23 protein-coding genes are annotated in these 25,733 nt (G+C 44.4%); 12 read left to right on the top strand and 11 right to left on the bottom strand.

Annotation, left to right across the window (positions count from 1 at the left end):
- The first annotated feature begins 495 nt into the window (after positions 1–495).
- The 3 genes from cysM to relA all read left to right on the top strand — a co-directional run bounded on the left by cysM (position 496) and on the right by relA (position 5,253).
- Positions 496–1,410, top strand: coding sequence for a cysteine synthase CysM (gene cysM / locus B5D26_RS08670; RefSeq protein WP_078745343.1), 915 nt, complete (start codon positions 496–498; stop codon positions 1,408–1,410).
- A gap of 204 nt (positions 1,411–1,614) precedes the next feature.
- Positions 1,615–2,898 (top strand): 23S rRNA (uracil(1939)-C(5))-methyltransferase RlmD, encoded by a 1,284-nt coding sequence (gene rlmD, locus B5D26_RS08665; protein ID WP_078745342.1) that lies wholly within the window; start codon positions 1,615–1,617, stop codon positions 2,896–2,898.
- A gap of 93 nt (positions 2,899–2,991) precedes the next feature.
- On the top strand, positions 2,992–5,253 hold the full coding sequence (gene relA, locus B5D26_RS08660; protein ID WP_078745341.1) for a GTP diphosphokinase: 2,262 nt from the start codon (positions 2,992–2,994) through the stop codon (positions 5,251–5,253).
- 115 nt (positions 5,254–5,368) lie between these two features.
- Here the strand turns inward: relA and rpoD are convergent, their stop codons facing one another.
- From rpoD to rpsU, 3 genes are all read right to left on the bottom strand, one after another.
- Positions 5,369–7,225: an RNA polymerase sigma factor RpoD gene (rpoD, locus tag B5D26_RS08655; protein ID WP_078745340.1), complete on the bottom strand. Its 1,857-nt coding sequence runs from the start codon at positions 7,223–7,225 to the stop codon at positions 5,369–5,371.
- 121 nt (positions 7,226–7,346) lie between these two features.
- Positions 7,347–9,218, bottom strand: coding sequence for a DNA primase (dnaG, locus tag B5D26_RS08650; protein ID WP_078745339.1), 1,872 nt, complete (start codon positions 9,216–9,218; stop codon positions 7,347–7,349).
- 124 nt (positions 9,219–9,342) lie between these two features.
- Positions 9,343–9,558 carry a 30S ribosomal protein S21 gene (rpsU, locus tag B5D26_RS08645; RefSeq protein ID WP_078745338.1) on the bottom strand — a complete coding sequence of 72 codons (216 nt, stop codon included), beginning with the start codon at positions 9,556–9,558 and terminating at the stop codon, positions 9,343–9,345.
- Between the two features lie 203 nt (positions 9,559–9,761).
- On the opposite strand from rpsU, the gene tsaD reads away from it, so the two are divergent.
- The 3 genes from tsaD (at position 9,762) to folK (ending at position 11,775) form a co-directional block, all read left to right on the top strand.
- Positions 9,762–10,793, top strand: a complete 1,032-nt coding sequence (gene tsaD, locus B5D26_RS08640; RefSeq protein ID WP_078745337.1) for a tRNA (adenosine(37)-N6)-threonylcarbamoyltransferase complex transferase subunit TsaD — start codon at positions 9,762–9,764, stop codon at positions 10,791–10,793.
- Between the two features lie 65 nt (positions 10,794–10,858).
- Positions 10,859–11,212 (top strand): dihydroneopterin aldolase, encoded by a 354-nt coding sequence (folB, locus tag B5D26_RS08635; protein WP_078745360.1) that lies wholly within the window; start codon positions 10,859–10,861, stop codon positions 11,210–11,212.
- Positions 11,212–11,775, top strand: coding sequence for a 2-amino-4-hydroxy-6-hydroxymethyldihydropteridine diphosphokinase (gene folK, locus B5D26_RS08630; RefSeq protein WP_078745336.1), 564 nt, complete (start codon positions 11,212–11,214; stop codon positions 11,773–11,775). The genes folB and folK overlap by 1 nt, the downstream gene beginning before the upstream one ends.
- 6 nt (positions 11,776–11,781) lie before the next feature.
- Here the strand turns inward: folK and B5D26_RS16615 are convergent, their stop codons facing one another.
- Positions 11,782–12,918 (bottom strand): tRNA nucleotidyltransferase/poly(A) polymerase-related protein, encoded by a 1,137-nt coding sequence (locus B5D26_RS16615; protein WP_078745335.1) that lies wholly within the window; start codon positions 12,916–12,918, stop codon positions 11,782–11,784.
- Positions 12,919–13,030: 112 nt separating this feature from the next.
- Here B5D26_RS16615 and B5D26_RS08620 point away from each other — a divergent pair, with 112 nt between their 5' ends.
- The 5 genes from B5D26_RS08620 to B5D26_RS08600 all read left to right on the top strand — a co-directional run bounded on the left by B5D26_RS08620 (position 13,031) and on the right by B5D26_RS08600 (position 16,641).
- Entirely contained in the window at positions 13,031–13,273 is a 243-nt protein-coding gene (locus B5D26_RS08620) for a hypothetical protein (protein WP_078745334.1), read from the top strand.
- 42 nt (positions 13,274–13,315) lie between these two features.
- Positions 13,316–13,912 (top strand): LPP20 family lipoprotein, encoded by a 597-nt coding sequence (locus tag B5D26_RS08615; RefSeq protein ID WP_078745333.1) that lies wholly within the window; start codon positions 13,316–13,318, stop codon positions 13,910–13,912.
- 111 nt (positions 13,913–14,023) lie between these two features.
- Positions 14,024–15,250, top strand: coding sequence for a flagellar assembly protein T N-terminal domain-containing protein (locus tag B5D26_RS08610; RefSeq protein ID WP_139776635.1), 1,227 nt, complete (start codon positions 14,024–14,026; stop codon positions 15,248–15,250).
- A 201-nt stretch (positions 15,251–15,451) separates the two neighbouring features.
- Positions 15,452–16,099, top strand: a complete 648-nt coding sequence (gene coq7, locus B5D26_RS08605; RefSeq protein WP_078745331.1) for a 2-polyprenyl-3-methyl-6-methoxy-1,4-benzoquinone monooxygenase — start codon at positions 15,452–15,454, stop codon at positions 16,097–16,099.
- 164 nt (positions 16,100–16,263) lie between these two features.
- Positions 16,264–16,641, top strand: a complete 378-nt coding sequence (locus B5D26_RS08600; protein ID WP_139776634.1) for a hypothetical protein — start codon at positions 16,264–16,266, stop codon at positions 16,639–16,641.
- A gap of 91 nt (positions 16,642–16,732) precedes the next feature.
- Here the strand turns inward: B5D26_RS08600 and speD are convergent, their stop codons facing one another.
- Together speD and B5D26_RS08590 are read right to left on the bottom strand one after the other, a co-directional pair.
- Positions 16,733–17,545 carry an adenosylmethionine decarboxylase gene (gene speD / locus B5D26_RS08595; RefSeq protein WP_078745329.1) on the bottom strand — a complete coding sequence of 271 codons (813 nt, stop codon included), beginning with the start codon at positions 17,543–17,545 and terminating at the stop codon, positions 16,733–16,735.
- 171 nt (positions 17,546–17,716) lie between these two features.
- Positions 17,717–18,136 carry an OsmC family protein gene (locus tag B5D26_RS08590; RefSeq protein WP_078745328.1) on the bottom strand — a complete coding sequence of 140 codons (420 nt, stop codon included), beginning with the start codon at positions 18,134–18,136 and terminating at the stop codon, positions 17,717–17,719.
- Between the two features lie 219 nt (positions 18,137–18,355).
- Here B5D26_RS08590 and crp point away from each other — a divergent pair, with 219 nt between their 5' ends.
- Positions 18,356–18,988 carry a cAMP-activated global transcriptional regulator CRP gene (gene crp / locus B5D26_RS08585; protein WP_078745327.1) on the top strand — a complete coding sequence of 211 codons (633 nt, stop codon included), beginning with the start codon at positions 18,356–18,358 and terminating at the stop codon, positions 18,986–18,988.
- Positions 18,989–19,008: 20 nt separating this feature from the next.
- On the opposite strand, the gene B5D26_RS08580 is transcribed toward crp, so the two are convergent.
- From B5D26_RS08580 to trpE, 5 genes are all read right to left on the bottom strand, one after another.
- Positions 19,009–21,453 carry a putative bifunctional diguanylate cyclase/phosphodiesterase gene (locus tag B5D26_RS08580; RefSeq protein WP_078745326.1) on the bottom strand — a complete coding sequence of 815 codons (2,445 nt, stop codon included), beginning with the start codon at positions 21,451–21,453 and terminating at the stop codon, positions 19,009–19,011.
- Positions 21,454–21,680: 227 nt separating this feature from the next.
- Positions 21,681–22,478, bottom strand: coding sequence for an indole-3-glycerol phosphate synthase TrpC (gene trpC, locus B5D26_RS08575; RefSeq protein WP_078745325.1), 798 nt, complete (start codon positions 22,476–22,478; stop codon positions 21,681–21,683).
- Between the two features lie 9 nt (positions 22,479–22,487).
- Positions 22,488–23,519, bottom strand: coding sequence for an anthranilate phosphoribosyltransferase (trpD, locus tag B5D26_RS08570; protein ID WP_078745324.1), 1,032 nt, complete (start codon positions 23,517–23,519; stop codon positions 22,488–22,490).
- Between the two features lie 16 nt (positions 23,520–23,535).
- The gene (locus B5D26_RS08565; RefSeq protein ID WP_078745323.1) at positions 23,536–24,123 is read right to left on the bottom strand and encodes an aminodeoxychorismate/anthranilate synthase component II; all 588 of its coding nucleotides are present in this window, start codon (positions 24,121–24,123) and stop codon (positions 23,536–23,538) included.
- A gap of 116 nt (positions 24,124–24,239) precedes the next feature.
- Positions 24,240–25,727, bottom strand: coding sequence for an anthranilate synthase component I (gene trpE, locus B5D26_RS08560; protein ID WP_078745322.1), 1,488 nt, complete (start codon positions 25,725–25,727; stop codon positions 24,240–24,242).
- Between the last annotated feature and the right edge of the window lie 6 nt (positions 25,728–25,733).

The raw sequence follows: 25,733 nt of genomic DNA, 5'->3' as shown, positions 1-25,733 counted from the left end.
TGACAGTGCAGCATGCACTTTTACAGTGCTATTGGCAGGCTGATCTTGCAAGTGAATAATTGGTTTTTTTGTTAATCTATTGAAATATAACTATTTTTTATAAATGGCACGGCCTATGCAGAATAAAATTGTCCACATTGGACTGAGTTGTTAGTACTTAGCGATCTATTAATTTGGGGCTGTATTTAGCCCAAGTCTGAACAATGGCGTTCACCCGTAGTGTTGATTTTTCAACGCTATGTGGTGAGCGCTTTTTTTATGCAAAGTTGTTGCTGGCAACAAATTCCTCCAGCGTTATAAGCAAATAGCAAAGGGTTATTTTAAATTACAGAATAAAACCCTATATAAACGCTCAGCTTTTACTATTTGTTGATCTTTGAGTCAGGGTGCTGAAAATAGGCACTTTAATAGCTCAGCAGCTATTTCAATAACACCATTTCTAGCGCATTGATCAAGCATTGAAACTTTGAGTTGATGCGTTTTCTGAGGATTGATATGTCCAATAATCAAGATGCTTTTGCACAGTTCCCAACCATTGAGGCTTTTGTAGGACATACGCCTTTGGTGCGCTTGCAGCGTATGGCCGAGGATACAGGGTCTGTTGTGTTGGCAAAGTTGGAAGGGAATAATCCAGCAGGCTCGGTTAAGGATCGTCCTGCCTTGAGCATGATTCAACTGGCAGAGCAGCGTGGCGATATTCAACCGGGTGATACATTGATTGAAGCCACCAGCGGAAACACGGGTATTGCTTTGGCGATGGTGGCTGCAATTAAAGGTTATAAAATGATCTTAATCATGCCTGATAACATGAGTGCTGAGCGCAAAGCTTCAATGGCAGCTTATGGGGCAGAGCTGATTACGGTTAGCAAAGAGGAAGGAATGGAAGCTGCCCGTGATCTTGCACTGAAAATGCAAGAGGAGGGTAAAGGCAAAGTGCTTAACCAGTTCGGTAACATGGACAACCCAGAAGCGCATTATCGCACCACTGGGCCAGAAATTTGGCAGCAAACCCAAGGGAAAATCACCCATTTTGTCAGCTCAATGGGCACAACGGGCACTATTATGGGGGTGTCTCGCTACTTGAAAGAGCAGAACCCAGATATTCAAATTGTTGGTTTGCAACCTAGTGAAGGCTCTAGCATTCCGGGGATTCGCCGTTGGCCGAAAGCTTATCTTCCTACTATTTTTGAAGCGGAACGTGTTGATCAAGTTATAGATATTGATCAGCCTTTGGCAGAGCGCACAATGAAACAGTTGGCGCAAGAAGAGGGGATCTTCTGTGGTGTTTCATCCGGTGGTGCTATAGCAGGAGCTTTGCAGATTGCTCGCGAAAACCCTGATGCGGTAGTTGTGGCAATTATTTGTGATCGTGGTGATCGCTATCTGTCGACAGGTGTGTTTAATCAATAACAGATCGTCTCAAGCTTAATCAGTGGGTCTAAGACTAGACAACTGTCGATTAAGTACTATTATGCAGCCGAAAATACTTGGTGTGCTTTTTCATAAGTGCAGTGAGCTTCAATATTAGGTTTTAGTTTAACAGTTTGAATATATAAAAAGTTGAAACTGTTAAACTAGACCGACTTCCAACCTTGCTGCTGAGCAGAATATAAAATGCCTGAATTAGAAATTGAACGTCAAGGTCATGATGGACGCGGTATTGCACATCTACAAGGCAAAATTATTTTTGTTGAAGGTGCTCTGGTAGGTGAAACCGTACAGGCCAAAATCACCAAACAACATAAAAAGTTTGACGAGGCTCTTTGTGAGCAGGTGCTAGTGGCAAGTGCTAATCGAGTTGAGCCTGCCTGCGAGTACTATCAGCAGTGCGGTGGCTGTAGTCTGCAACACCTTGGAATTGATGCCCAACGTCAGGTTAAAAGTGATGCGTTAACAGATCAGTTACAGCGTTTTGGTAAAGTTGAAACGATTAATCTACAAGCGCCTTTGCTAGATGAAGCATGGCACTATCGCCGCAAAGCACGTTTAGGTGTGAAGTGGACAAAGCAAGGTGAGTTGCTAGTAGGTTTTCGTGAAAAAGGCTCTCCACACCTAAAAGGCGTTCATCATTGCGCGGTATTAACCAAACCTTTGTCAGCTTTAATCAGCACTTTCTATGATTTGATTCCACAACTGGAAAGCAAGAAGACAATTGGTCATCTTGAGTTGGCACAAGGTGATGATGGCTGTGCTGTTGTGGTGCGTCATTTGAAAACACTGTCACAAGCTGATCTTAAACTCTGGTTAGCATGGGCGCATGACCATAATGTGCGCCTGTATCTTCAGACTGAAGGTCATACCAGTTTAAAGCAAGCCGATGGCAGTGAGCTGACGCCCCTGAATTATCAAGTGGGTGATGTAAAGATGTCATTTTTGCCCAATGATTTTTTCCAAGTGAATGCTGCGATCAACGCTAAAATGGTGCAGCAAGCGCTAATTTGGGCAGAGTTAAAGCCAACAGATCAAGTATTAGACCTGTTTTCTGGATTTGGAAATTTTAGCTTAGCAATGGCACCGCATGTGGCATCAATTACAGGTGTTGAAGGTGAAAAAACGCTAGTAGAGCGCGCCCGAGCTAATGCAGTATTAAATGGCATAGATAATGCTTTTTTCGAAACAGCTGATCTAAGTCAGCCATTTAAAAAACAGAGCTGGGTTAAAAAAGATTATGATTTAGTTTTGCTGGACCCCCCCCGCACTGGTGCGCAAGAGATTTGTGAGCAGATCAAAGCCTTCGGTGCAAAACGAGTGCTTTATGTCTCTTGCAACCCATCAACCTTGGCCAGAGACAGTGCCATTTTGCAATCAAAAGGCTTTAAGTTGGTGCAAGCTGGCATTATGGATATGTTCCCGCATACGACTCATGTGGAATCGATGGCACTGTTCAAAAGAAAGTAAAATAGCGGGCTTGAATTAACAGTCAACTTATTGAAAAGACAATTAATTTCATACGCCAAAATAACAAGAAACTGAACTGACACAGGCAGAATCATGGTAAAAGTACGCGAAGATCAACCGCTTAATTCAGATGGTAGCGTTAACCTTGTGGGTTGGCTAAAACGATTACAAGATGACGTCAAGCTGGCACGCCCTGAGCATATTTTATCAGCCTGTGAGCTAGCAGCAGAGCTTGAGGCCAAAGCGGCCAGTAGTAACGAAAATATTTGGATCGCCTCCGGTTCGAGCAGTCTACGTACCGGTTTGGAGATGGCCGATATTTTAGGCGAACTTCAAATGGATGAAGACACGCTGATTGCGGCTATTTTGTATCGAGCGGTGCGGGAGAAGCAGATTGCTTTGCCTGCGGTGTCAGAACAGTTCGGTGAAACCGTTGCCAAGTTGATTCAGGGGGTCATTGATATGGCCGCCATCAGTCAAATTCAGATGCCTGCTGACGGGGTTGTATTTGGTCAGAATAAGAGTCAGTTAGAAAACCTGCGCAAAATGCTTGTGACCATGATTGATGATGTGCGTGTGGCATTGATCAAGTTGGCTGAGCGTACCTGTGCCATTCGGGAGGTTAAGCGCGCGCCCAGAGAGAAACGCTTACGGGTTGCCCGTGAGGTGTTTGAAATCTATGCGCCTTTGGCTCACCGTTTAGGGATTGGTTATATCAAGTGGGAGTTAGAAGACCTTTCTTTCCGTTACCTTGAGGAGGAGCAGTATAAGAATATTGCACGCCTACTCTCAGAAAAACGCCTTGATCGTACAGAATATATTGAAAAAGTGATCGCTCTGCTGAAAGAAAAACTCAAAGCCGATGGCATTGAGGCGCAGGTGCATGGGCGTGCCAAACATATCTACAGTATTTGGCGTAAGATGAAGCGTAAAAACATCGACTTTTCAGAGGTTTATGATGTGCGTGCAGTGCGTATCATGGTGCCAGATGTGAAAAGCTGTTACGCCGCATTAGGCATTATTCATGGGTTATGGCACCACATCCCTAACGAATTTGATGATTATATTGCGACACCTAAAGAGAATGGCTATCGCTCTTTGCACACTGCTGTAGTTGGCCCTGAAGGCAAAGTTTTAGAGGTGCAGATTCGTACCGGAGATATGCATGAAGAAGCTGAGTTAGGGGTTTGTGCGCACTGGCTTTATAAAGGCACTGATACCAAGAAAAGTAGCGACAGTTATGAAGAAAAAATTGCTTGGTTACGTCAGGTACTAGAGTGGCATGAAGAGGTAGGTGATGCCACAGGCTTACGTGAAGAGTTACGCAATGACGTCGCCCCTGATCGTATCTATATTTTTACCCCAGACGGTCACGTTGTTGATCTGCCTCATGATGCAACGCCGGTAGATTTTGCCTATCGAGTACATACAGAGGTGGGGCACCGCTGTCGTGGTGCTAAGGTGAATGGTCGTATTGTACCCTTAACTTATCACCTAAAAACGGGTGATCAGGTTGAGATTTTAACCTCTGAAAATACGCGCCCAAGCCGTGATTGGTTGAACCCTGCGCTGGGTTATGCACTCACATCACGCACTCGCGCGAAGATTCAAAGTTGGTTTAAGCTGCAAGACCGTGACCAGAATATGGTTGAAGGTAAGCAGTTGCTTGAGAAAGAGTTCAAACAGCTTGGCCTGAACGGTTTAGACATTAAGAAGCTTGCCAAGGCAGTGAATTACACAACCGATGAGGATATGTACGCGGCTTTAGGGGCAGGCGATCTACGTATCGGACAAGTTTTGAGTGTCGCTCAGAACTTATTTGGTGAAACGGATGATGAGGAACAGTTAGAAAAATTCCTTATGCAACGCCGCTTTCACGCCAGTGGTAAAAACAGTGATGATATTACCATTCATGGTGTAGGTAACTTGATGACGCAAATTGCCAAATGTTGTCATCCTGTGCCTGGCGATAGCATTGTGGGCTATATTACCGTTGGGCGTGGTGTTTCAATTCACCGTGAAGACTGTAGTAATGCCTTGCAGCTGACAGCGGAAGACCCCCATCGCATGATTAATGTGGAGTGGGGTGAGAAAACCGAGCACATGTACTCAGTGGATATTCGTATTCGTGCATGGGATCGTTCTGGTTTGCTGCGTGATATTACGTCTGTTCTAGCCAATGAAAAAGTTAACGTGTTGTCGGTGAATACGTTAACGGATAAAAAAGAGAATCAAGCAAATATCCTAATTACTTTAGAAGTGACAGGTCTGCAAGTATTAGGGCGCGTGTTAAACCGAATTGAGCAACTACCCAATATCTTGGATGTGCAGCGCTTTTCAGAAAAAAATAAATAATTTTTAAAACAAGCAGGTCAGCGCTTTTAATCGACTGATCTGCAAGCACAAAAAAACCGTTACAAATTAATTTGTAACGGTTTTTTTGCTTCAATCAGCAGTAAAGTGTTAAGTCTTACTGCTCATCAATAAAGCTACGTAGGTGCTCCGAACGAGTCGGATGACGTAGCTTACGCAATGCTTTGGCTTCAATCTGACGAATACGCTCACGGGTTACATCGAACTGCTTGCCCACTTCCTCTAGGGTGTGGTCAGTGTTCATGTCGATACCGAAGCGCATACGCAACACTTTTGCCTCGCGACCAGTTAAACCTGCAAGCACTGAGCGAGTGGCTTCAATTAAACCTTCGCTGGTTGCAGAATCAACAGGAGACTCCATCGCAGTGTCTTCAATAAAATCGCCCAAATGTGAATCTTCATCATCACCAATTGGGGTTTCCATTGAGATTGGTTCTTTTGCGATTTTCAGTACTTTACGTACTTTGTCTTCCGGCATCTCCATGCGCTCGCCTAGCTCTTCAGGAGTAGGCTCACGTCCCATCTCTTGTAGCATTTGACGGGATACACGGTTCAGCTTGTTAATGGTCTCAATCATGTGTACCGGAATACGGATGGTACGAGCTTGATCGGCAATAGAGCGAGTAATGGCCTGACGAATCCACCAAGTCGCATAAGTTGAGAACTTGTAACCACGGCGATATTCGAACTTATCTACTGCTTTCATCAAGCCGATGTTACCTTCTTGGATTAGATCCAAGAACTGTAAACCACGGTTGGTATATTTCTTCGCGATAGAAATTACCAGACGCAAGTTCGCCTCAACCATCTCTTTCTTAGCGCGACGAGCTTTCGCCTCACCAATAGACATGCGACGGTTAACTTCCTTGATTTCAACAAGGGTTAAGCCTAGCTCTTGCTCTGTATTGGCGATTTTGCGCTGTGCACGCAAAATATCAATACGGTGTTCTTCCAACTTGGCAGCGTAGGCTGGTTTATCTGCCAGTACGCGGTCTAACCAAGCTTGATCGGTTTCATTGCCAGGGAAGCTCTTGATAAAGTCTGCACGACCCATTTTAGCTTTACGCACGCATAGTTGCATAACACGGCGTTCTTGCTGGCGAATGTGCTCCATGTTGTTGCGAATACGTGCAACTAACATATCGAAATATTTTGGCGTGAGTTTGATTGGTGAGAAGTACTCAGCCAATTCAGTTTGGGCTTCACGATACTGCTTACTGTCTTTGCCATGCTTGGCTAAGACTGCTATAGCTTTATCATTTAACTCACGAAGTTGAGTGAAGCGAATGCGAGCCTCTTCTGGATCTGGGTCACCGTCGCCTTCTTCTTCCTCTTTGTCATCACCCTCTTCTTCATCGTCATCGTCGTCATCATCATCATCGTCATCGTCGGTAATGATAACGTCGACTTCAACCTCATCAGGAATGCTATTGTCATCCGGGTCGATGTAACCGATTAGAAGCTCACTTAAGCGCCCCTCTTCGGTCTGAGTGTTATCGTATGCTGAAAGAACAAGGCTCACTGCACCGGGTAGATAAGACACAGAGTGCATGACTTGGCGCAAGCCTTCCTCAATGCGCTTGGCAATGACGATCTCACCTTCACGAGTCAGTAGCTCAACCGTGCCCATCTCACGCATATACATACGCACAGGGTCAGTGGTGCGACCAATATCAGACTCAACGGCGGCCAAGGCAGCCACGGCTTCATCAGTCACATCTTCATCTGAGGAAGAGTCACCGTCGGTCATCAATAGCGTCTCGGCATCCGGCGCTTCTTCTGAAACCGATATACCCATGTCATTGATCATACGGATGATATCTTCAACCTGATCTGGATCGGATATATCTTCCGGCAAATGATCGTTCACTTCAGCGTAAGTGAGGTAGCCCTGTTCCTTTCCGCGGGCGATCAATTCCTTCAAGCGCGACTGCTGCTGCTCATTTCCAGCCATAGATACCCTATTTCAAGTAGTGCAAAGAACGAGGTGGAGAAAAATTCAAGCCTTAAAGTATAGCACAAAAAAGCGCTTGACTTCCACAACATTCTAAATTAAGCCTGTAGAACGATGAAATTCACGAAGAAGCTGGTTTTTGCTCCTGTAATAACATCACTAATTCTTCTTTTTCTGTAACGGTTAACGACTGACCTGAGCGAATCTGATTCATCAATGCGTCTATACGCGTTGTGCGCCGGTGCTGCTGTCGTTTTTGCTCCAGTGACTGGAGCCATGCAATAAATTCTTTGACCAGTGTATCGGCTGAAATCAGTAACTCTTCACGGGAAAGCTGCTGTAAATATTCACCTTCAGCCGTGCCAAACCAACGTACTAGAATGGCATCAGTTGGGGCAGAGGGTAATAATTTCAAGTAATCGGTCACTTTTTTCAGCATTTGTCCTGAAAGATTGTGCAGATTGTCGTTTGCCAACTGCTCAAGCTGTGCTTGCTGCTCATCAGGCAGCTTTGAAAAAATACAAGGCTGTAGTACGAGCCAAGTCAATAATCTCTGGGCAATGGGTTCGGAATAGTAATCTTGCCCCGCTGTACTTATGCTGGGGCTATTGGCTGTATTTGAATTGCTGGCAACAGGTTCATAGGTTGAACTTTGCTCTAGCTCGGGTCGAGCTCGCACTTGTGGCGCTGGTGACTCTTCAAGCGCTACTTGCAGCTGATCAATGGCAACGCCGACGGTTTCAGCTAGCTTTTGTATTAATAACGTTTGCAGCAGTCCTTTGGGTAACTGTTGCATCATGGGAATGGCGCGCTGTTTCAGCTGAGCTTTTGCTTCAGGGTGCTCTAAATCTAGGTTCTGCTTAAGGTGCCAAAATAGATATTCAGATAGTGGTGATGCACGCAATACCCTTTGCTCGAATTTGACTTTGCCCTCTTTTTGCACAAGGGAGTCTGGGTCTTCGCCTTCTGGTAAAAATAGAAAGCGAGCCTGACGGCCGTCAATCATAAACGGTAGTACGTTTTCTAAAGCACGCTGAGCGGCTTTTAAGCCCGCGTTGTCACCGTCAAAGCAGAAGATAACCTCTGGTACAACTTTAAATAAACGCTCCATGTGTTCTGGTGTGGCAGAGGTGCCTAAGGTAGCAACGGAATAAGTGATACCCGCTTGAGCCAGTGCTACAACATCCATGTAGCCTTCTACCACCATTAGGCGCTCTAAAGAACCTGATGCAGTTCGAGCCTCGTAAAGTCCGTATAACTCTTTGCCTTTATGGAAAACAGGGGTTTCAGGTGAGTTTAGGTATTTAGGTTTTTCATCACCTAATACTCGGCCACCAAAGCCGATAACCCGTCCACGCCAATCCTTGATTGGAAACATAATGCGATGGCGGAAGCGGTCATAGGTGCGCCCTGTTTCTTCTTTTTGTACCAGCAGCCCCATTTCGATCTGCTCTTTCTCAGTGCAACCTTCTGCGGTTAGGTGCTTTTTAAGGTTGTCCCAAGCATCAGGAGCATAACCAATAGAGAATCGTTCAATGGTTTCTGCGCTTAACCCTCGCTTTTCTAAGTAAGCTTGGGCGATACCTTGTAATGGGTTGGTGTGTAGCTGGGTTTGGTAGAAGCGGGTTGCACTAGACAATAAGCGCGTAGCATCTTGCAACGCTTGGCGCTGCTGCTGTGCGCGCTCATTTTCTTCGCGAGGAATGTCTAAGCCTTGCTGTTTAGCCAGTTCTTCAATGGCTTCAATATAGGAGAGCTGATCATGGCTCATTAAAAAGCCGATCGCATTACCGTGCTCGCCACAACCAAAGCAGTGATAAAACTGCTTGTCTTGGCTTACGGTAAATGACGGAGTTTTTTCATTATGAAAAGGGCATAGACCATGCCAGTTTCGACCACTTTTTTTAAGTTTTACTACGCTGCTGACTACATCAACGATATCGGTACGGGCAACCAAGTCATCAATAAAATACTGAGGAATACGTCCGGCCATGAAATAGTAAAACCTAAACTAAGTAATATAACTGTTTCCTAAAAACGAAAAACGGCTGTCCGAAGACAGCCGTTTTAACCCCTAAAAAGACAACCGTACAGACCGAAGTCTGTAACAACGTTGCTTAGTACAGGCGCTCGAAACGTTTCTGTTCGCGCTGTACCTTTTTAGCGTGACGTTTAACAGCAGCAGCTGCTTTACGTTTACGAACCCAAGTCGGTTTCTCGTAGAACTCACGGCTACGGACTTCGGCTAGGATACCAGCTTTTTCACATGAACGCTTGAAGCGACGCAGAGCAACGTCAAACGGCTCATTGTCTTTAACTTTGACAGCAGGCATTAAAGACTCACCACCTTAAAAGTAATAGGATTGAAATTAGAGATGTTGCACAAATTGGCAACATGCCTTAGGGGACGCATGATTCTAAAGGCTTTGGACACGGCTTGCAAATGGCTTCTGCTTTATAGGGTGGGCTTTTACTGTCATTTTTATAGCATCAATGTAAAATTACCGCCAAATTTTTCCTGCACAGAGTCAAGGTTATGCGCGTACTCGGAATAGAAACCTCTTGTGATGAAACTGGTTTAGCTATCTATGATTCTGAACAAGGTTTGTTAGCCCATGCTTTGTATAGTCAAATTGATCTACACATACCTTATGGCGGCGTCGTACCTGAGCTGGCTTCACGAGATCACGTGCGTAAATTGCTGCCGCTGACCCGAGAGGTGATGGAGCAAGCCAACTGTACCGCAGATCAGATTGATGCAGTGGCGTTTACCGCAGGCCCTGGTTTGATCGGTGCTTTAATGGTGGGGGCTTCTACTGCTCAGGCTTTAGCTTTGGCTTGGGGTAAGCCTTGTTTAGGCGTACATCACATGGAAGGCCACCTGTTGGCTCCGATGCTTGAGGACAATCCGCCAGCGTTTCCTTTTGTGGCACTGTTGGTTTCAGGTGGACACACTCAGTTGATCGAGGTAAAGGGGATCGGTCAATACCAGATGCTAGGTGAGAGTATTGATGATGCGGCAGGCGAAGCGTTTGATAAGTCGGCCAAAATGATGGACTTGCCTTATCCTGGCGGGCCTCATATCGCACGTCTGGCAAGCCAAGGTGTAACAGGTCGCTACAAGTTCCCTCGGCCCATGACCAACCGACCAGGTTTGGATTTTAGCTTTAGCGGCTTAAAAACTTTTACCATGAACACCATCGAAGCAGAGAAACAGCAAAATAATGGTGAGCTTTCAGAGCAAGCGGCTGCTGATATTGCTTTAGCCTTTCAAGAAGCTGTTGTGGATACATTGATTATCAAATGTAAACGTGCCTTACAGCAAACTGGCTTAAAGCGTTTGGTGATAGCTGGCGGTGTTAGCGCGAATGTTTCTTTGCGCACAGAATTGGCCAAAACCTTACAAGGCATGGGTGGGGAGGTTTTTTATCCACGCAATGAATTTTGTACCGATAATGGTGCAATGATCGCCTATGCGGGTTGCCAGCGATTATTGGCGGGTCAAGTGAATGACTTGGCGATTCAAGTACGTCCCCGCTGGCCGCTAACAGAATTACCGCCTTTATAAGCATAAACGTAGCTTTTTGGCGTTGAGTATTTAATCTTATCTGAATGATGACTAAGGGTATTGCATTGGATCTTGTTTATATCGAAGGCTTAAAAGTCGATGCTTTAATTGGCGTGTATGATTGGGAGCGTGAAATTCTACAGCCTTTGGTTTTTGATATCACAATGGCGACAGATATTCGACAAGCGGCTCAAACGGATGACTTGCAATACACTTTGGACTATTTCGCTATTAGCGCTGCGGTGACTGCACTGGTTGAGCAGTCTGCATTTCAGTTAATTGAAAGCTTGGCTGAGGCCATTGCCTGTATGATTCAGCAGCAATTTTCCGTGAGCTGGCTAAGACTTAAAGTCAGTAAGCCTGGTGCTGTGCCTAACGCTATTAACGTTGCGGTGCAGATCGAGCGTGGGAGTTGCTAATGATGGCGCGCTTTTATTTAGGTTTGGGCAGTAATATTAACCCCGCACATAATCTTGCTTTAGGCTTAGATGCCCTTGAGCAGCAGTTTGGTGCATTGACTCTGTCTCCGGCTGTAGAAAGTCAATCTGTTGGTTTTCAGGGCGATAACTTTATCAACTTAGTGGCCGTTGTTGATACAGATCGGTCTATTACAGCTGTTGCTCAGCAGTTGCGGCAGATCGAGTATCAATATGGTCGAGAGCTCAATGCAACTAAATTCAGTGGCCGTACCCTTGATATTGATATCGTAATGGTCGATCAGCTTCAAGGCTTGCACGAAGGCATTCAGCTGCCGCGAATAGATTTATTCGAGCACGCCTATACACTTTATCCACTGTCGCTATTGTTACCAGAGCTTGTCCCTCCATGCACAACACTGACTACTGCACAGCTTTGGCAACAGTTTAATGATGCAGAGCAAGCGCTTTGGTTAACCTCTTTTTATTGGCAGGGACGTGATATTAGTGCAGATTGGTTACCTCTAGTTCAAGCTCAGCCTGTTGAATGCGAATCAACAGGCTGATTCAACTTACTGATTGATATCAACAAGCCACTGCTGCACAAGCGTCAAACGTGTAGCCTTTATTGCCTGCCCTATCTCTATACCTTTCAAGCCTTGTGCTTGAAACTTTTGTGCAGTGATAGTTTTCAGCTGCTCGCTTATTTCTAACCAAGCTTGTTTTAATCGTGTGGCTTGGTTGCTGATCAATGGCTGCTCTTGCAATAAACTTAATAAAACGTCAAATAATCCCCCTTGTTTAAACACGCCGCTTTTTTCAATCAACTGCAAGCAACTGTCTGCATCTTGCAGCTGTGGCGCTACGAGCGTCTTAAAGTTTGCTTGTACCAGTAGTGCAAATTGCTTGTATTGTATGGGTGCTTTGAGCCTATCACAGAGCTGATTGATCTGTGCTTCATCTAAGTGTTTGAGCAGTAAGCCCCAGCGGCATAGGCTTTGATATTGCTCTGGAAAGCTTATGTTGATCAGGTCTAATGTTTTATGACTAAGCTGACTCCCTGTTGTTAGCTCGGGCATTAAGGCGTCTAGCGCTTGGGTCTGCTGTAGGGTTATAAAGTATTGTGCTGGATTTGCTTCTGTTAGTGCGCGCTCAGTTTCTCTCCAAACCCTTTCGGCAGATAAATATTTGAGTTCTCCAGTGACGGCCAGCTGAGTCATTAGGGCTAAAGTTTCATCGGCAACTTTAAAGCCCAAATGGTAGAAACGCGCCAAAAAACGAGCGCCTCTTAGTACGCGTAATGGGTCTTCAGAAAAAGCATTGGAGACATGGCGCAATATACGGTTATTTAAATCCTGCTGACCTTGGTAGGGGTCTACTAATAAGCCATTTTGGCTGAGTGCCATTGCATTGATGGTGAAGTCTCGGCGCTGTAAGTCCTCCTCCAACGTCACATCAGGACTGGTAAAACAAACAAAGCCTTGATAGCCGTGCCCCTGCTTCCGCTCTGTGCGGGCTAAGGCATATTCCTCTTTAGTTTTGGGATGTAAAAAAACTGGGAAGTCTCGCCCAACTTGCAGGTATCCTTCAGAGAGCATTTGCTCAGGAGTAGCGCCAATCACCACCCAATCTTTGTCATGAGCCTCAATTCCAAGCAGCCCATCTCGAACAGGGCCTCCTACTAAATACACTTGTTCTGCTTGAGGCATGGTAACTTACCCTTTAATTTACTAAACTTTTTTACGAATGGGTCGATATTATCCGGTACAATCTCCGACTCAAGTGTTTATCGCAATAACATAAGTAATCAAGGGTGATTTGATGTTGAGGCAAGTTAAAGTGTCGGCTGTAATTATAGCCTCTGTATTGGCTGTGGGTTGTGCTGCTCCTCAGGGTTATTATGGCCAAACAGCAGCAGCGCCCGTTTATGTTCAGCTGCCACCAGAGCCGCCACAACCTCCGCGTCAAATTATTATTCGCACAGAGACCCATCGCGTATTGAGACCGCGTATTGTGATGGAACCCTGCTGTAGAATGGAGCCTAGTGTACTTTATGTCAGATAAAACAGTGTTGGATTCAGTTTTGCGGATATCGGGAGTGATTAAATGAAACTTAAATTGGCAATCGCAACATTTGCAGGTATGTCGCTTCTTGCAGGCTGTAGCCCAATGTATAATCAAGGTATGCAACCTCAAGCTCAAGCCCAAAATAGCCAAGTGATCTATCAACAGATTGATCACCAGTACAGCCCAATGGTTGAGCCTATTATTGTACGCGTGACGGGATATGGCGCTTACCTGAACAATCCTCGCATGTCTAAAGGGCAAAATCAGCTGATGGCGATGCGCTCTGCTAAGTTAGATGCTTATCGAGCAATGGCTGAACGAGTCTACGGCACCCGTGTGAGCGGTGGCTCGACTGTTGAAGCGATGGTGCTGCGAGATGACCGCTTCCGTACTTACGTTGACAGTGTAATTCGCGGAGCCAAAGTGATCTCCACTTATGAACTGGCTCATGGTAACTATGAAACCACTATGGAGCTGGTATTAGAGCCTACTTTTTATAACTGCCTAGGCTCTGTTGATGTCATGCAAAGTTCGCCAAACTGCACCTCTCCAACCGTGCATGGTGAGTCACCAGATACACGTGCTGTTGCTCGTCCTCTGGTCAAGGCGCAATCAAGTCAGTACTATCTGAACTGATAGAGGCTTAAGTTATTTGCTTCACCCCGTTCCTGCAAAGCCATTGCCGTTCACTCAGCAATGGCTTGCTTGTCTTAACTCTGTTGTCAGATTCTGAAAAGGAGTGGCCGCTTGTTCAGTAATATGTTTTCTCACAAATTACTGCGGGTGCTAGGTATTGCTACCTTATTAAATGTATCCCAAGCAGAAGCCAAATGGATTGAAGCCATAGGTCAGGCAACAATCGAACATCAAGACTTGGTGAGTGCTCGTCGAGTCGCCATTCGAGATGCCGTCCAACAGGTCACATTGCAGGCAGGTGCTGATATTAGTAGTTACCAGCAAGTAACAGATGGTGCTATTACCGCTGATAACTTGCGGGTCAGCAGCAATGGTAAAGTTCAAGATATCAATATCCTGAAAGAGGAAGTCAAAGACGGGGTGCTATACCTCACTATTCAGGCGGATATTGTAGAAACTAAAAGTTGTGCTGATGCTTTCAGTAATGGTTATCAGCGTAGTGCTGCCGTCACGTCATTCTATTTAGCTGACCCGACATCAGCAAATTTCGGTGGTCTTTATCAAATTGGACAAAAGCTACCAGCAGATATTGCCCGACGTCTAGGTAGTTATCAAAAAATCAAAGTGTTAGATGCTTCTAATTTCCAGCTTTATACTAACCCTGCCACTATTCCGACTTCTGTAACCACGCTCGGCACATTGACCAATGCAGTATCTGCTGCAACACAACTGGGCGTACAGTATGTGATCTCTGGTGTGATTCGTGATCTTTCTATGGGTCGCCCAGATCTTTTAAAAACCAAGTCTTATGCCGAACAAATAAAAGATCGCATGCAGTATCAAGACAAGCGCTTTGAAAGACGCTTTCAGCTCGATCTTTATGTTCATGATGGCTTCAGCGGCTCTATGGTCTATAACCAACGCTATGATGTCTCGGGTAACTGGACGGTGCCACTTACTGAAAAAGTGGGCTTTGGTTCTTCAGCATTTTGGGCGAGTGATTACGGAAATCAGGTTGATAAAATTCTGGAAGAGAGTATCAAAGATCTACATGGCTCATTAGGGTGTCAGCCGTTTATGGCCAAGGTGATTCGTACGGAAGGTAAGAACATCTATATTGATGCGGGTGCTGATTCAGGGTTACGCCCTGGTGATACCCTAAACCTTTATCGTTCCAATACATTCTATGATGCTAACCAGACACCTTATACCGAACTAGAAAATGTCAAAATAGTATTAACACTGAAAAAAGTGCAGCCATTCTTTTCGAAGGGTGTTGTTAGCACAGAAACTGATCAGCTTGGTATACAGCAAGGCGATGCAGTGATTGCCTGGTAGCTTTAAATTAATTGCTTGAAGCAGTTATAGAGCGGTATCGTGTAAAGGCGGTGCCGCTTTTTTTTATGGCTAAGTTTTATCTCTGGTTTTATCAAGTGTAAAGCGTTTGATGTGGCGCACTGGACTATGATTTTTTTGCTTTTATCATGGTAGGTCTAAGGGGCATTCGCTACCATAGGGCCAGATATTGTTGAGGTTGATATGAATAGTACACGCCAGCACACCCCGTTAGATAAGCTGCTAATTAGCGCAGATACTGTATTGAAAACATTAATTCCAGGCGCAGCAGAACCCTATCGTGTAAGTCCCGCTCGTCAAGAGGCAGAGTTGGAACTTTCTTCTGTTGAGCGCAAGCATGCCGCTGGCTTAATGCGTATTAATCATACTGGAGAGGTATGTGCGCAAGCTTTGTATCAAGGGCAAGCTTTAACCGCTAAATTACCGGAAATACGTGAGCAGATGGATCAGGCGGCAAGGGAAGAGATTGATCATCTAGCATGGTGTGAGCAACGTATTCGCCAGCTAGGCAGTCGTCCCAGTCTGTTAAACCCTGTTTTTTATGGCCTGTCATTTGGAATAGGTGCTATGGCAGGGGCGGCGGGAGATCAATATAGTTTGGGCTTTGTTGCTGCAACTGAACAGCAAGTTTGTAAGCACTTGGAACATCATTTGCAAGAATTACCAAGTAACGATAAAAAAAGCCGCGCAGTACTTGAGCAAATGTATATAGATGAAGAGCAGCATGCAGAACAGGCATTGTCTGCTGGAGGTATACGTTTTCCTACACCTGTTAAATTGGTGATGAAGATGATGTCAAAAGTGATGACTAAATCCGTGTATCACCTATAACTATTTCAGGGTTGGTGACTTAATTACATGTTGCAGCTTTCTTTTACGCAGGTTAACATTTTGTAACTTTAAGCTTATAGCATAAAGGCATCAAGGATCTTGCTGATGCCTAATGGATTAAACCTTAATCGGAGAATGTAGCAATGAGTGCTTCTGGGAATAAAATGAGTGCTGATGAACGAAATATGCTGAGAAATTTTCTTAGCGCCTATGGAACATTTTCGTTACGCCACCATTTGATCGTATCCACTATAGTGGTACTAATGATCGGTTTACTGAAGGTTAGTATATATTACAGCTCGGAGAGTGGTATTTGGTGGCAGGCGTTAAATACGCTGAACCTTTTTGTAGGCATCACTGTGCTAATGTATGGTGCGATTATATTCTCGCAAATTTTGGCAAGTCTATGCTCAACTATCGCTCAAATGCTATCTGCTAGCGATGGTGCTTCTGCAACGGGATCTGTAGTTGGCGTAGTGGGTTCTGCAGTGCTAATGTATTTTCTTGCACCTTATCTACTGAATATTATTTGGCGTATTTAGTATTTAAGCCTAAGTAATAACGATTTAAACAAAAGCGGCAGCTATCAAAATTAGCTGCCGTTTTTGTTTGCGCCCAATCTGCTTTGCAGTATCAATCACTGATAACAGATGGCATCTTATCTATATTACGAGAGTAGAAAATTTCAAGCATCTCTTTGCGAAGGCGGCTTTCAATATCAGCGGCTTCTTCAAAGGTCAGTTTATTTTTGTCTACACCGAATAGATAGTTGTCCAGATCAAAATCTTTAAGCAGCATTTTGGTATGGAACATGTTTTCTTGGTAAACATTCACATCAATCATCTGATAGGCTTTCTTTGTATCTTCAGACAAGTAATCTTGGATAGAGGTGATGTTATGGTCAATAAATAGTTTTCGACCATCTACCGCACGAGTAAAGCCGCGAACGCGGTAATCCATAGTAACAATATCTGAATCAAAGCTATGAATAAGATAATTCAGTGCTTTCAATGGGGAAATCATGCCGCAAGTCGAGATATCAATATCTAAGCGAAATGTGCTGATGCCATTGTCAGGGTGGCTTTCTGGATAAGTATGTACGGTAACGTGGCTTTTATCTAAATGCGCGACAACCGTTGCTGGGAGTGGGCCTGGGCCAACATCATTCTCAGCGTCAGAGGAGAGTTCATGTTCTGCAATTAGAACAGTAACACTCGCACCATGAGGATCGTAGTCTTGGCGCGCAATGTTCAAAATATGTGCACCAATAATGTTGGTCACATCTTTTAATATCTGAGTTAAACGCTCAGCATTATAAAGTTCATCAATATAATCAATGTACTCTTCACGTTGCTGTTCTGTTTTAGCATAACAGATATCATAAATATTAAAGCTCAGGGAGCTGGTTAGGTTGTTAAACCCATGAAGCCTGATTTTGTCCTTCACGCCTGAGTCCTCGCGCACTACAAGTTCTAAATAAAGTACTAGTCTAAATGCTAGTCATGCTACGTTTGAAAGGCGCGTATTATGCCTATATTTGTCAACTAATGCACAGAAAAAAGGCGCACTGTCCTGTTAGTACAGCATTAATTTGATACATAGTGGTAATTATGGAGTTTAGTGCTCAATGATTTCGTAATCATGACTAATCTCAACCCCTGCCTGACCAAGCATAATTGATGCAGAGCAATATTTTTCGGCAGAAAGCTCAACGGCGCGTTTTACATGAGCTTCTTTTAGGTCTCGACCTGTAATTACGAAATGTAAGTGAATTTTAGTAAAAACAGCAGGCACAGAATCAGCGCGTTCTGCTTCAATTTCTGCTTTGCAGTCACTCACATTTTGGCGGGCTTTATTTAAAATAGTGATTACGTCAAAAGCACTGCAAGAGCCTAGCCCCATCAATAACAGCTCCATTGGTCTTGGACCCGTATTGCGGCCACCATTTTCTGGTGCACCATCTACAACAATCGCATGACCTGAACCGGATTCAGCTAAAAATTGAACTCCATCAGTCCACTTTACTACCGCTTTCATATTGATCTCCCAACCTAGCTCTATTTTGATTCAAGGCAATATATGCCGTATAACCATAAAAATGGTGATTAGTTTACACTAGTTATTTGGTTTTCGGTTATTAGCTTGTAGCCTTGCCTTAAAGTGCGTCTGATTTATCATACCTTCTCTTGCATTCTTGATAGGATAGGGCTATCAAGTAACTTTGATATTGCAACTTAGCTTTAAACAAGGTTTGCTATGTACCCCGTGATAAAAAGAGAGCTCCCAGGCTTAGAGGCTTTTTTGGCATTAAGCCACAATCGTCTATACCCTAAGCGCAGTACAATTCTTTGTGCAGAGGCTGAAAGTCATTCAATTTTTTATCTGCTTAAGGGGTCTGTAACTGTTTCAATTGAGGATGAAGACGGTAATGAAATTGTCGTTGCTTATCTTAATGAGGGGGCTTTTTTTGGTGAAATGGGTCTATTTGATGAGATTAGCCGCCGTAGTGCATGGGTAAAAGCTAAAACAGACTGTGAAGTAGCGGAAGTTAGTTATAGCCGATTCCAAGAGCTCACGAACCAAGATACGCGTTTACTCTACGCCTTAGGTAATCAGCTAGCGGTTAGGTTGCGTAATACAACTCGCAAAGTTGGTGACTTAGCCTTCATGGATGTGACAGGGCGTGTTGCCAGAGCGCTTTTAGACTTATGTAATGAACCCGATGCAATGACTCATCCTGATGGCATGCAGATTAAAGTAACGCGTCAGGAGATTGCACGTATAGTAGGCTGTTCAAGAGAGATGGTTGGACGTGTACTAAAAGACCTTGAAGAGCAAGGTTTAATGTCTGTTAGTGGTAAAACGATGGTGGTATATGGTACGCGCTAACGTACCATATGCCTCTTGTGTTAGGCTTTAGCTGGCAGTATTTCCTGTTGTAGCAAGAGGGTGCAATCCTCCGCTGATACTGGTCGGCTGAAATAATAGCCTTGAAAGTGTGTACAGCCCATTGAAGTGAGTTTCTCAACAGTGGGAATATCCTCAACACCTTCTGCAATAATCTCCATTTGCATGTGATGTGCCATCGCAATGATTGTACCTGTGATGGCTTGATCGTTGGTATCAGTTAGTAAGTCAGCAATAAATGATTTGTCGATCTTAAGCTGAGAAATTGGCATCTTCTTTAAATACTTCAAAGATGAGTAACCTGTACCAAAGTCATCAATAGACAGTGCAATTCCCATCTGGCGAATAGCATCCATTTTGGTTGTCAGTGCATCAAGGTTTTTCACCAAAATACCTTCTGTTAACTCTAGCTCTAAGTGGTAAGGATTAACATTAGTGCTGCTAATCACATTGATTAATTGAGAGATAAAGTCAGTTTGCTCAAATTGCTTTGGACTGATATTGATGGCAAGGCGGAATCCTTTAGGGCAAAGCTTTGCTTTTTCCCATTGAGCTAACTGTGAGCAAGCCTCATGTAAAATCCATGCCCCAATACTTAAGATTTTGCCTGTCTCTTCCGCCAGAGGGATAAATTGATCTGGTGGAACGAAGCCGTGCTCTGGGTTTTTCCAGCGTACAAGCACCTCGGCGCCTGTTATATGATGAGTCTGATTAACTTGAGGTTGGTAATTTAAATACAGCTCGTTATTGTCAATTGCACTATGCAGGGCTTTTTCCATGGAGAGATGTTGGTCCGCCAAAACCTGCATATTGGCATTATAGAAAAAGAAGGTATTACGCCCGCCAGACTTTGCTTTATACATGGCAGTATCGGCTTGTTTTAGAATGCTTTTAGCATCCACTTCCGCTTCAGGGAAAAGGCGGATACCAATACTGGCAGAAATATGCAGTGTATGCTCTCCAATATGAATCGTCTGACTTAGGGTATGGAGAATACGTTCAGTAATTTTTCTGGCATTCTGTGCCGCTGCTTTTAAATCATTTGCTAGCTCTGGCAATAGCACCACAAACTCATCGCCACCTAATCTGGCAACTGTGTCTTCATCGCGCATCATTTTCGCCAGGCGTAGGGCGATCTCTTTCAGCAGTTCATCCCCTATATCGTGGCCAAGCGAGTCATTAATGGTTTTAAAGCGATCTAAGTCTAAAAAGAGTAAGGCACCATACTCATTATGACGCGTGCTTTTAGAGAGTGTTTGTTGGAGCCGATCTTGAAATAAGCTACGGTTAGGCAGATCAGTTAGCGCATCGTAGTAGGCAAGATGGTGAATCAATTTCTCTTGAGTTTTACGAACACTAATGTCACGAGCCAAAGCTAGAATATAATGTTTACCTGACAACTCAATATGTCGAGACTTAATCTCTACAGGCATAAGCGTGCCGTCTTTTCTGAGAAGATGAGTCTCCACGGCACAATCTTGCTGGCTAAAGAAAAGCCCCTCTAAAGGCATACTTTCTGTATCATCATTCTGTTCAGGGCAGATAGAGATTAAGTTCAGTTTGATTAAGTCAGGCTTTCGATAACCTAAGCTTTTTGATGCTTGATCATTTACATCGAAAATTGACAGGTCTTTTTCACAAATCAGTAGGATGTCGCTGATGCTATTCATCACATCACGATTAAAACGCTCACTACTGCGCAGTGCTTGCTCAGCCTGATTTCGAGAAGACCAAAGCGTATTGAAACTGTCAACAAGATAACCTAACTCGTCATCATCATGGCCTTTTAACGTTGGTAGGCTTGTTATTGTGTTCTCGTCCCCTACTTTTTTACTTAATTGATGCTCATCGTGGTTTTGCTTTAGTGCCTGCAAGCCTTGTGACAGGGTTGTTAGGGGGCGGCTAATCAAACGATGGAAGACATAGAGTAAGCACATTGCGAGCAAGATATTACGCAAGAAACCTGTGCTTAAGATGATCACTATCCTATCAACAATATCTAATGCAAAGGCTTCTGGGTCAGTTTCAACTAGCAATGTACCAATTGATTTGCCCTCATATAGGCTTGTCAGCGGGATTTTATAGATAACGCTGCTACCGGACCAAAGCTCGGCAAGGCTTGATAGCTGTATAGGCTTTCGAAGTGCGCTGGAAAGTTTACTTTTGTCATCCAGCTGTATTTCAGCGTATTGAATATATGTGTGTTGAATTAAGCTACCGACAATTCTGTCAGCTAGCTCTTGGTCGATATTATATGCGGCCTGCACGGCAGACTCTTCCACAAGTTGTATCACTTGTGAGACTTTGTCATTCATGCTGTGACGGCTTTGCTTAATATCAAGGCCGATTTGAATGAAGCTAAACAAAAGCCCCAAAGCAAGTGCAACAAATAGCGTTGCCTTAGCTTGCTTGTACGATAATCGCTTATGCAGTGCGGACGTATTCAAGGTCTATTCCATTCTGCCTGATGTAAGTCATTACCCAAGAGTAATAAAGTGCTTAGTTATTATTGTTTATTTTAAGTGCTACTTCTTATTTGGTCATAATGCCTTTATTGAGTGAAAACGCAAGACTTTCAATCTGTTCTAAAGTGTTGTAAGGCTAATATTTCAAATAATGGCCAAGCAGAAGGTCTTGTTATCTGCTTTGAGACCTTCTATTGGTGATACTACACTCAGCAGAAAAGCTCTGCCAGTTTATCGCCCGGATTTTCAGCACGCATAAAGGCTTCTCCAACTAAGAAGCTGTTTACATTATGTTGACGCATAAGCTGAACATCTTCTGGGCTTAAAATACCGCTTTCGGTGACGACTATTCTGTCCTTAGGGATTAGTGCAAGCAAGTCAATAGTAGTTTGCAAGCCCACCTCAAAAGTGTGTAAGTTGCGATTATTAATGCCAATTAAGCGATTTGGCAATTTAAGTGCGCGCTGTAGCTCCTCTGCATCATGTACTTCAATCAGCACATCCATGTCTAGCTCATGAGCTAACAGGTTTAGCTCAAGCATTGCGCTGTCATCTAAGCAGGCTGCAATCAACAGTATACAATCAGCACCAATGGCGCGTGCCTCATACACTTGATAAGGGTCTACTATAAAGTCTTTACGAATGACAGGTAGGTCACAGGCTTCGCGTGCTTGTCTTAAGTAGTCTTCATGACCTTGAAAGAAGTCATGATCAGTTAAAACAGACAAACAACTTGCACCGCCTTCTTCGTAACTTATTGCTATTTCTGCCGGATTAAAGTTTTCTCGTAGTACACCTTTGCTTGGAGAAGCCTTTTTAACTTCTGCTATTACCGCTGAGCGTCCAGCTTTTAAACTGCGCTCAAGTGAGTTAGCAAAGCCTCTAGGTGTATCTTTGTTGGCAAATGCAAGATCGCGCATGGTTTCTAAAGAGCGGATTTGCTTGCGCGCTTCTATCTCTTCCCATTTACGATCAACAATTTTCTTCAGAATGGTTGGCGTGTTCATAAATGGTTCCTAAGCAAAAACAGAAGTAAAACTGGACAGTTCTTTCATTTTCTCAGCGGCTAGGCCACTGTAAATCGCATCTTGTGCCATTAGCACGCCTTCTTTGTGACTGGCTGCAATATCAGCCGCATAAAGTGCAGCGCCAGCATTTAAGGCAATCATATCGGCTGCCTTTTTGGCTTGAGGTGTGGTTTGTTTACCTAATGCATCTTGAATGAGCAGTAGTGACGCCTCTGCACTATCAATATCTAAGCCAACTAAGCTTTGGCTTGTTAGGCCAACATCCTCAGGTGTAATTTGATATTCGCTGATCTGGCCATCCTTTAACTCAGCAACATAAGTGCCAGTTGCCAAACTGAACTCATCTAAGCCATCTTTTGCGTGTACAACCAGTACATGCTTGCTGCCCAGTTGTTGTAATACCTCTGCAATTGGGCGGCATAGTGTTTGTGAGAACACACCAATAACCTGATGTTTGGCACCTGCTGGGTTGGTAATAGGTCCCAGCATATTAAAAATAGTGCGCATCGCCAGCTCTTTACGTGGGCCTATTGCATGCTTCATTGCACTGTGATGCATAGGGGCAAACATAAAGCCGATGCCAATTTCATCAATGCTTCGAGCAATTTGCTCAGGGCTAAGATTTAGATTAATACTGGCGGCCTCTAGTAAATCGGCACTACCACTAGAGGAGGATACAGAACGGTTACCATGTTTGGCGACGTGTCCACCCGCAGCGGCAATAACAAAAGCGGATGCGGTTGATACATTAAATAGGTTTGAACCATCACCACCTGTGCCGCAAGTATCAACGGCGTTAGGTGTTTTGATCTGTACTGGAGTAGCCAATTCTCGCATGACTTCTGCGGCAGCGGTAATTTCGTCGATGCTTTCACTTTTCATACGCAGTGCGGTTAGAAACGCACCAATTTGGGCATCAGTACATTGTCCTGTCATGATTTGACGCATTACGTCGCGCATCTCGTCTCGGCTTAGGTCAAGATGGGCAACAACTTTGTTCAGAGCTTGTTGAATATTCATGATCTATCCTTGGCAATTATTCGCAACGCATTTTTAAGAAGTTATTCAGCAGGTCATGACCCTGTTGTGTCAGGATAGACTCAGGGTGAAACTGTACACCTTCGATTGGAAGTGTTTTGTGGCGCATACCCATAATCTCACCCACGTTACCCTCTTCATTTTCAACCCAAGCGGTAACTTCTAGGCAATCAGGTAGGGTTTCACGCTTTACCACTAGCGAGTGGTAACGAGTGGCTTCGAAAGGTTGGTTTAAACCTGCAAATACACCTTGGTTTGTATGATGCACTGGAGAGGTTTTACCATGCATCACTTGTGCTGCGCGTACCACATCACCGCCAAAGGCTTGCCCGATACTTTGATGACCTAAGCAGATGCCTAAGATAGGTAGCTTACCTGCAAAATGCTTAATTGCAGCCACAGAGATACCCGCCTCATTTGGCGTGCAAGGGCCGGGAGAGATCACAAGGTGATCAGGATTTAAGGCTTCAATCTGTTCAAGAGTGATTTCATCATTACGGTAAACCTGAACATCAGCGCCTAGCTCGGCAAAATACTGTACGACGTTATAAGTGAAAGAGTCGTAGTTATCGATCATTAACAACATGGTGATACCTGCTGATCAACCTGCAAGCTGGGCAGATTGATTAAAATACTTTAAGTATTGAGTGTCGCTGTACTGGTTAAGTTTAAAAAATGACACCCAAGTAAACATAGAGCGGGTTAGCGGTTAGGGTTATCTAAACCTTGCTCGGCCATCGCTACGGCTCGGAAAATGGCACGACCTTTATTCATGGTCTCTTTCCATTCCAGCCTTGGATCTGAGTCTGCAACAACACCTGCCCCAGCTTGTATATGCAGTATTTGATCTTTAATTACAGCGGTGCGAATGGCAATGGCCGTATCCATGTTGCCATTCCACGCAAGATAGCCGACTGCGCCACCATAAACGCCACGTTTAACCGGTTCTAACTCGTCGATAATCTCCATCGCACGCACCTTGGGCGCACCACTTAATGTACCCGCAGGTAAAGTAGCGCGCAGCACATCAAGGGCATTCATGCCTTCTTTCAACTGCCCGTTAACGCTAGATACAATATGCATCACGTGAGAATAACGCTCAATAATCATTTGATCGCTGACCTTCACACTGCCAGTTTTGGCAATGCGACCAACATCATTGCGGCCAAGGTCAATCAGCATTAAATGCTCGGCACGCTCTTTAGGATCGGCTAGTAACTCTGCTTCAAGGGCTTTGTCTTCAGCTTCTGTTGCGCCACGTTTGCGCGTACCTGCAATAGGGCGAACCGTTACAACATTATCTTCAACACGCGCCAGAATCTCAGGTGAGGAACCTACTACATGGAAATCATCTAAATTGAAGAAGAACATGTAAGGTGAAGGATTTAAGCAACGTAGCGCACGGTATAACTCTAGTGGCTGTGCCTCAAATGGCGTCGACATACGTTGGGATATTACGCATTGCATAATATCCCCTGCAAACACGTACTCTTTGATTTGATCTACCGCGGCTTCAAAACGCTCTTGGGTAAAGCCTGATTTAAAGTCTGCCTCTTGAGTGGTGCGACCTGTGCCCGTGCTATAGGAGGTAACTGCCAGTGAACGTAGCTGACGCTCCAGCGCGTTAAGACGCAAGCGTGCCTTTTCTAGTGGTCGAGAATGCTCAGTATTGGCATGTACAATGAGGTAAAGCTTGCCGCTGAGATTGTCGAACACTACAACCTCTTCTGAGATCAGCAGTAAAATATCAGGTACATCCAGAGGGTCATTCGAGGGTGGATTGCAGAGCTTCTTCTCAACATAGCGCACGGTGTCATAGCCAAAATAACCCACTAAACCACCTGTAAATAAAGGCAGATTATCCAGTTCTGGCACATGAAAGCGTTTCTGAAACTGTTCAATATAAGCCAGCGGGTCAGCTTGCTCACTTTGTTCTAAGACGCTATTACCCTCAAACAGCGTGACCTCATAGCCGCGTACTTGCAATCTACGCTGGCAAGGCAAGCCGATAATGGAGTAACGCCCCCATTTTTCACCACCTTCAACTGATTCTAAAAGATAGCTATAAGGTTGATCGGCTAACTTTAAATAGGTGCTAAGCGGGGTATCTAGATCGGCCAATACTTCACGTACCAGCGGAATACGGTTGTAGCCTTGTGCGGCCAGTTCGGAAAACAGTTCCGGTGTCATATCATT

The organism is Oceanospirillum multiglobuliferum, assembly GCF_900167095.1.
Taxonomy (GTDB): Bacteria; Pseudomonadota; Gammaproteobacteria; order Pseudomonadales; family Halomonadaceae; genus Oceanospirillum; species Oceanospirillum multiglobuliferum.
Note: the sequence above shows the minus strand (reverse complement) of the source record. Positions and strands in the feature narration are given on the sequence as shown.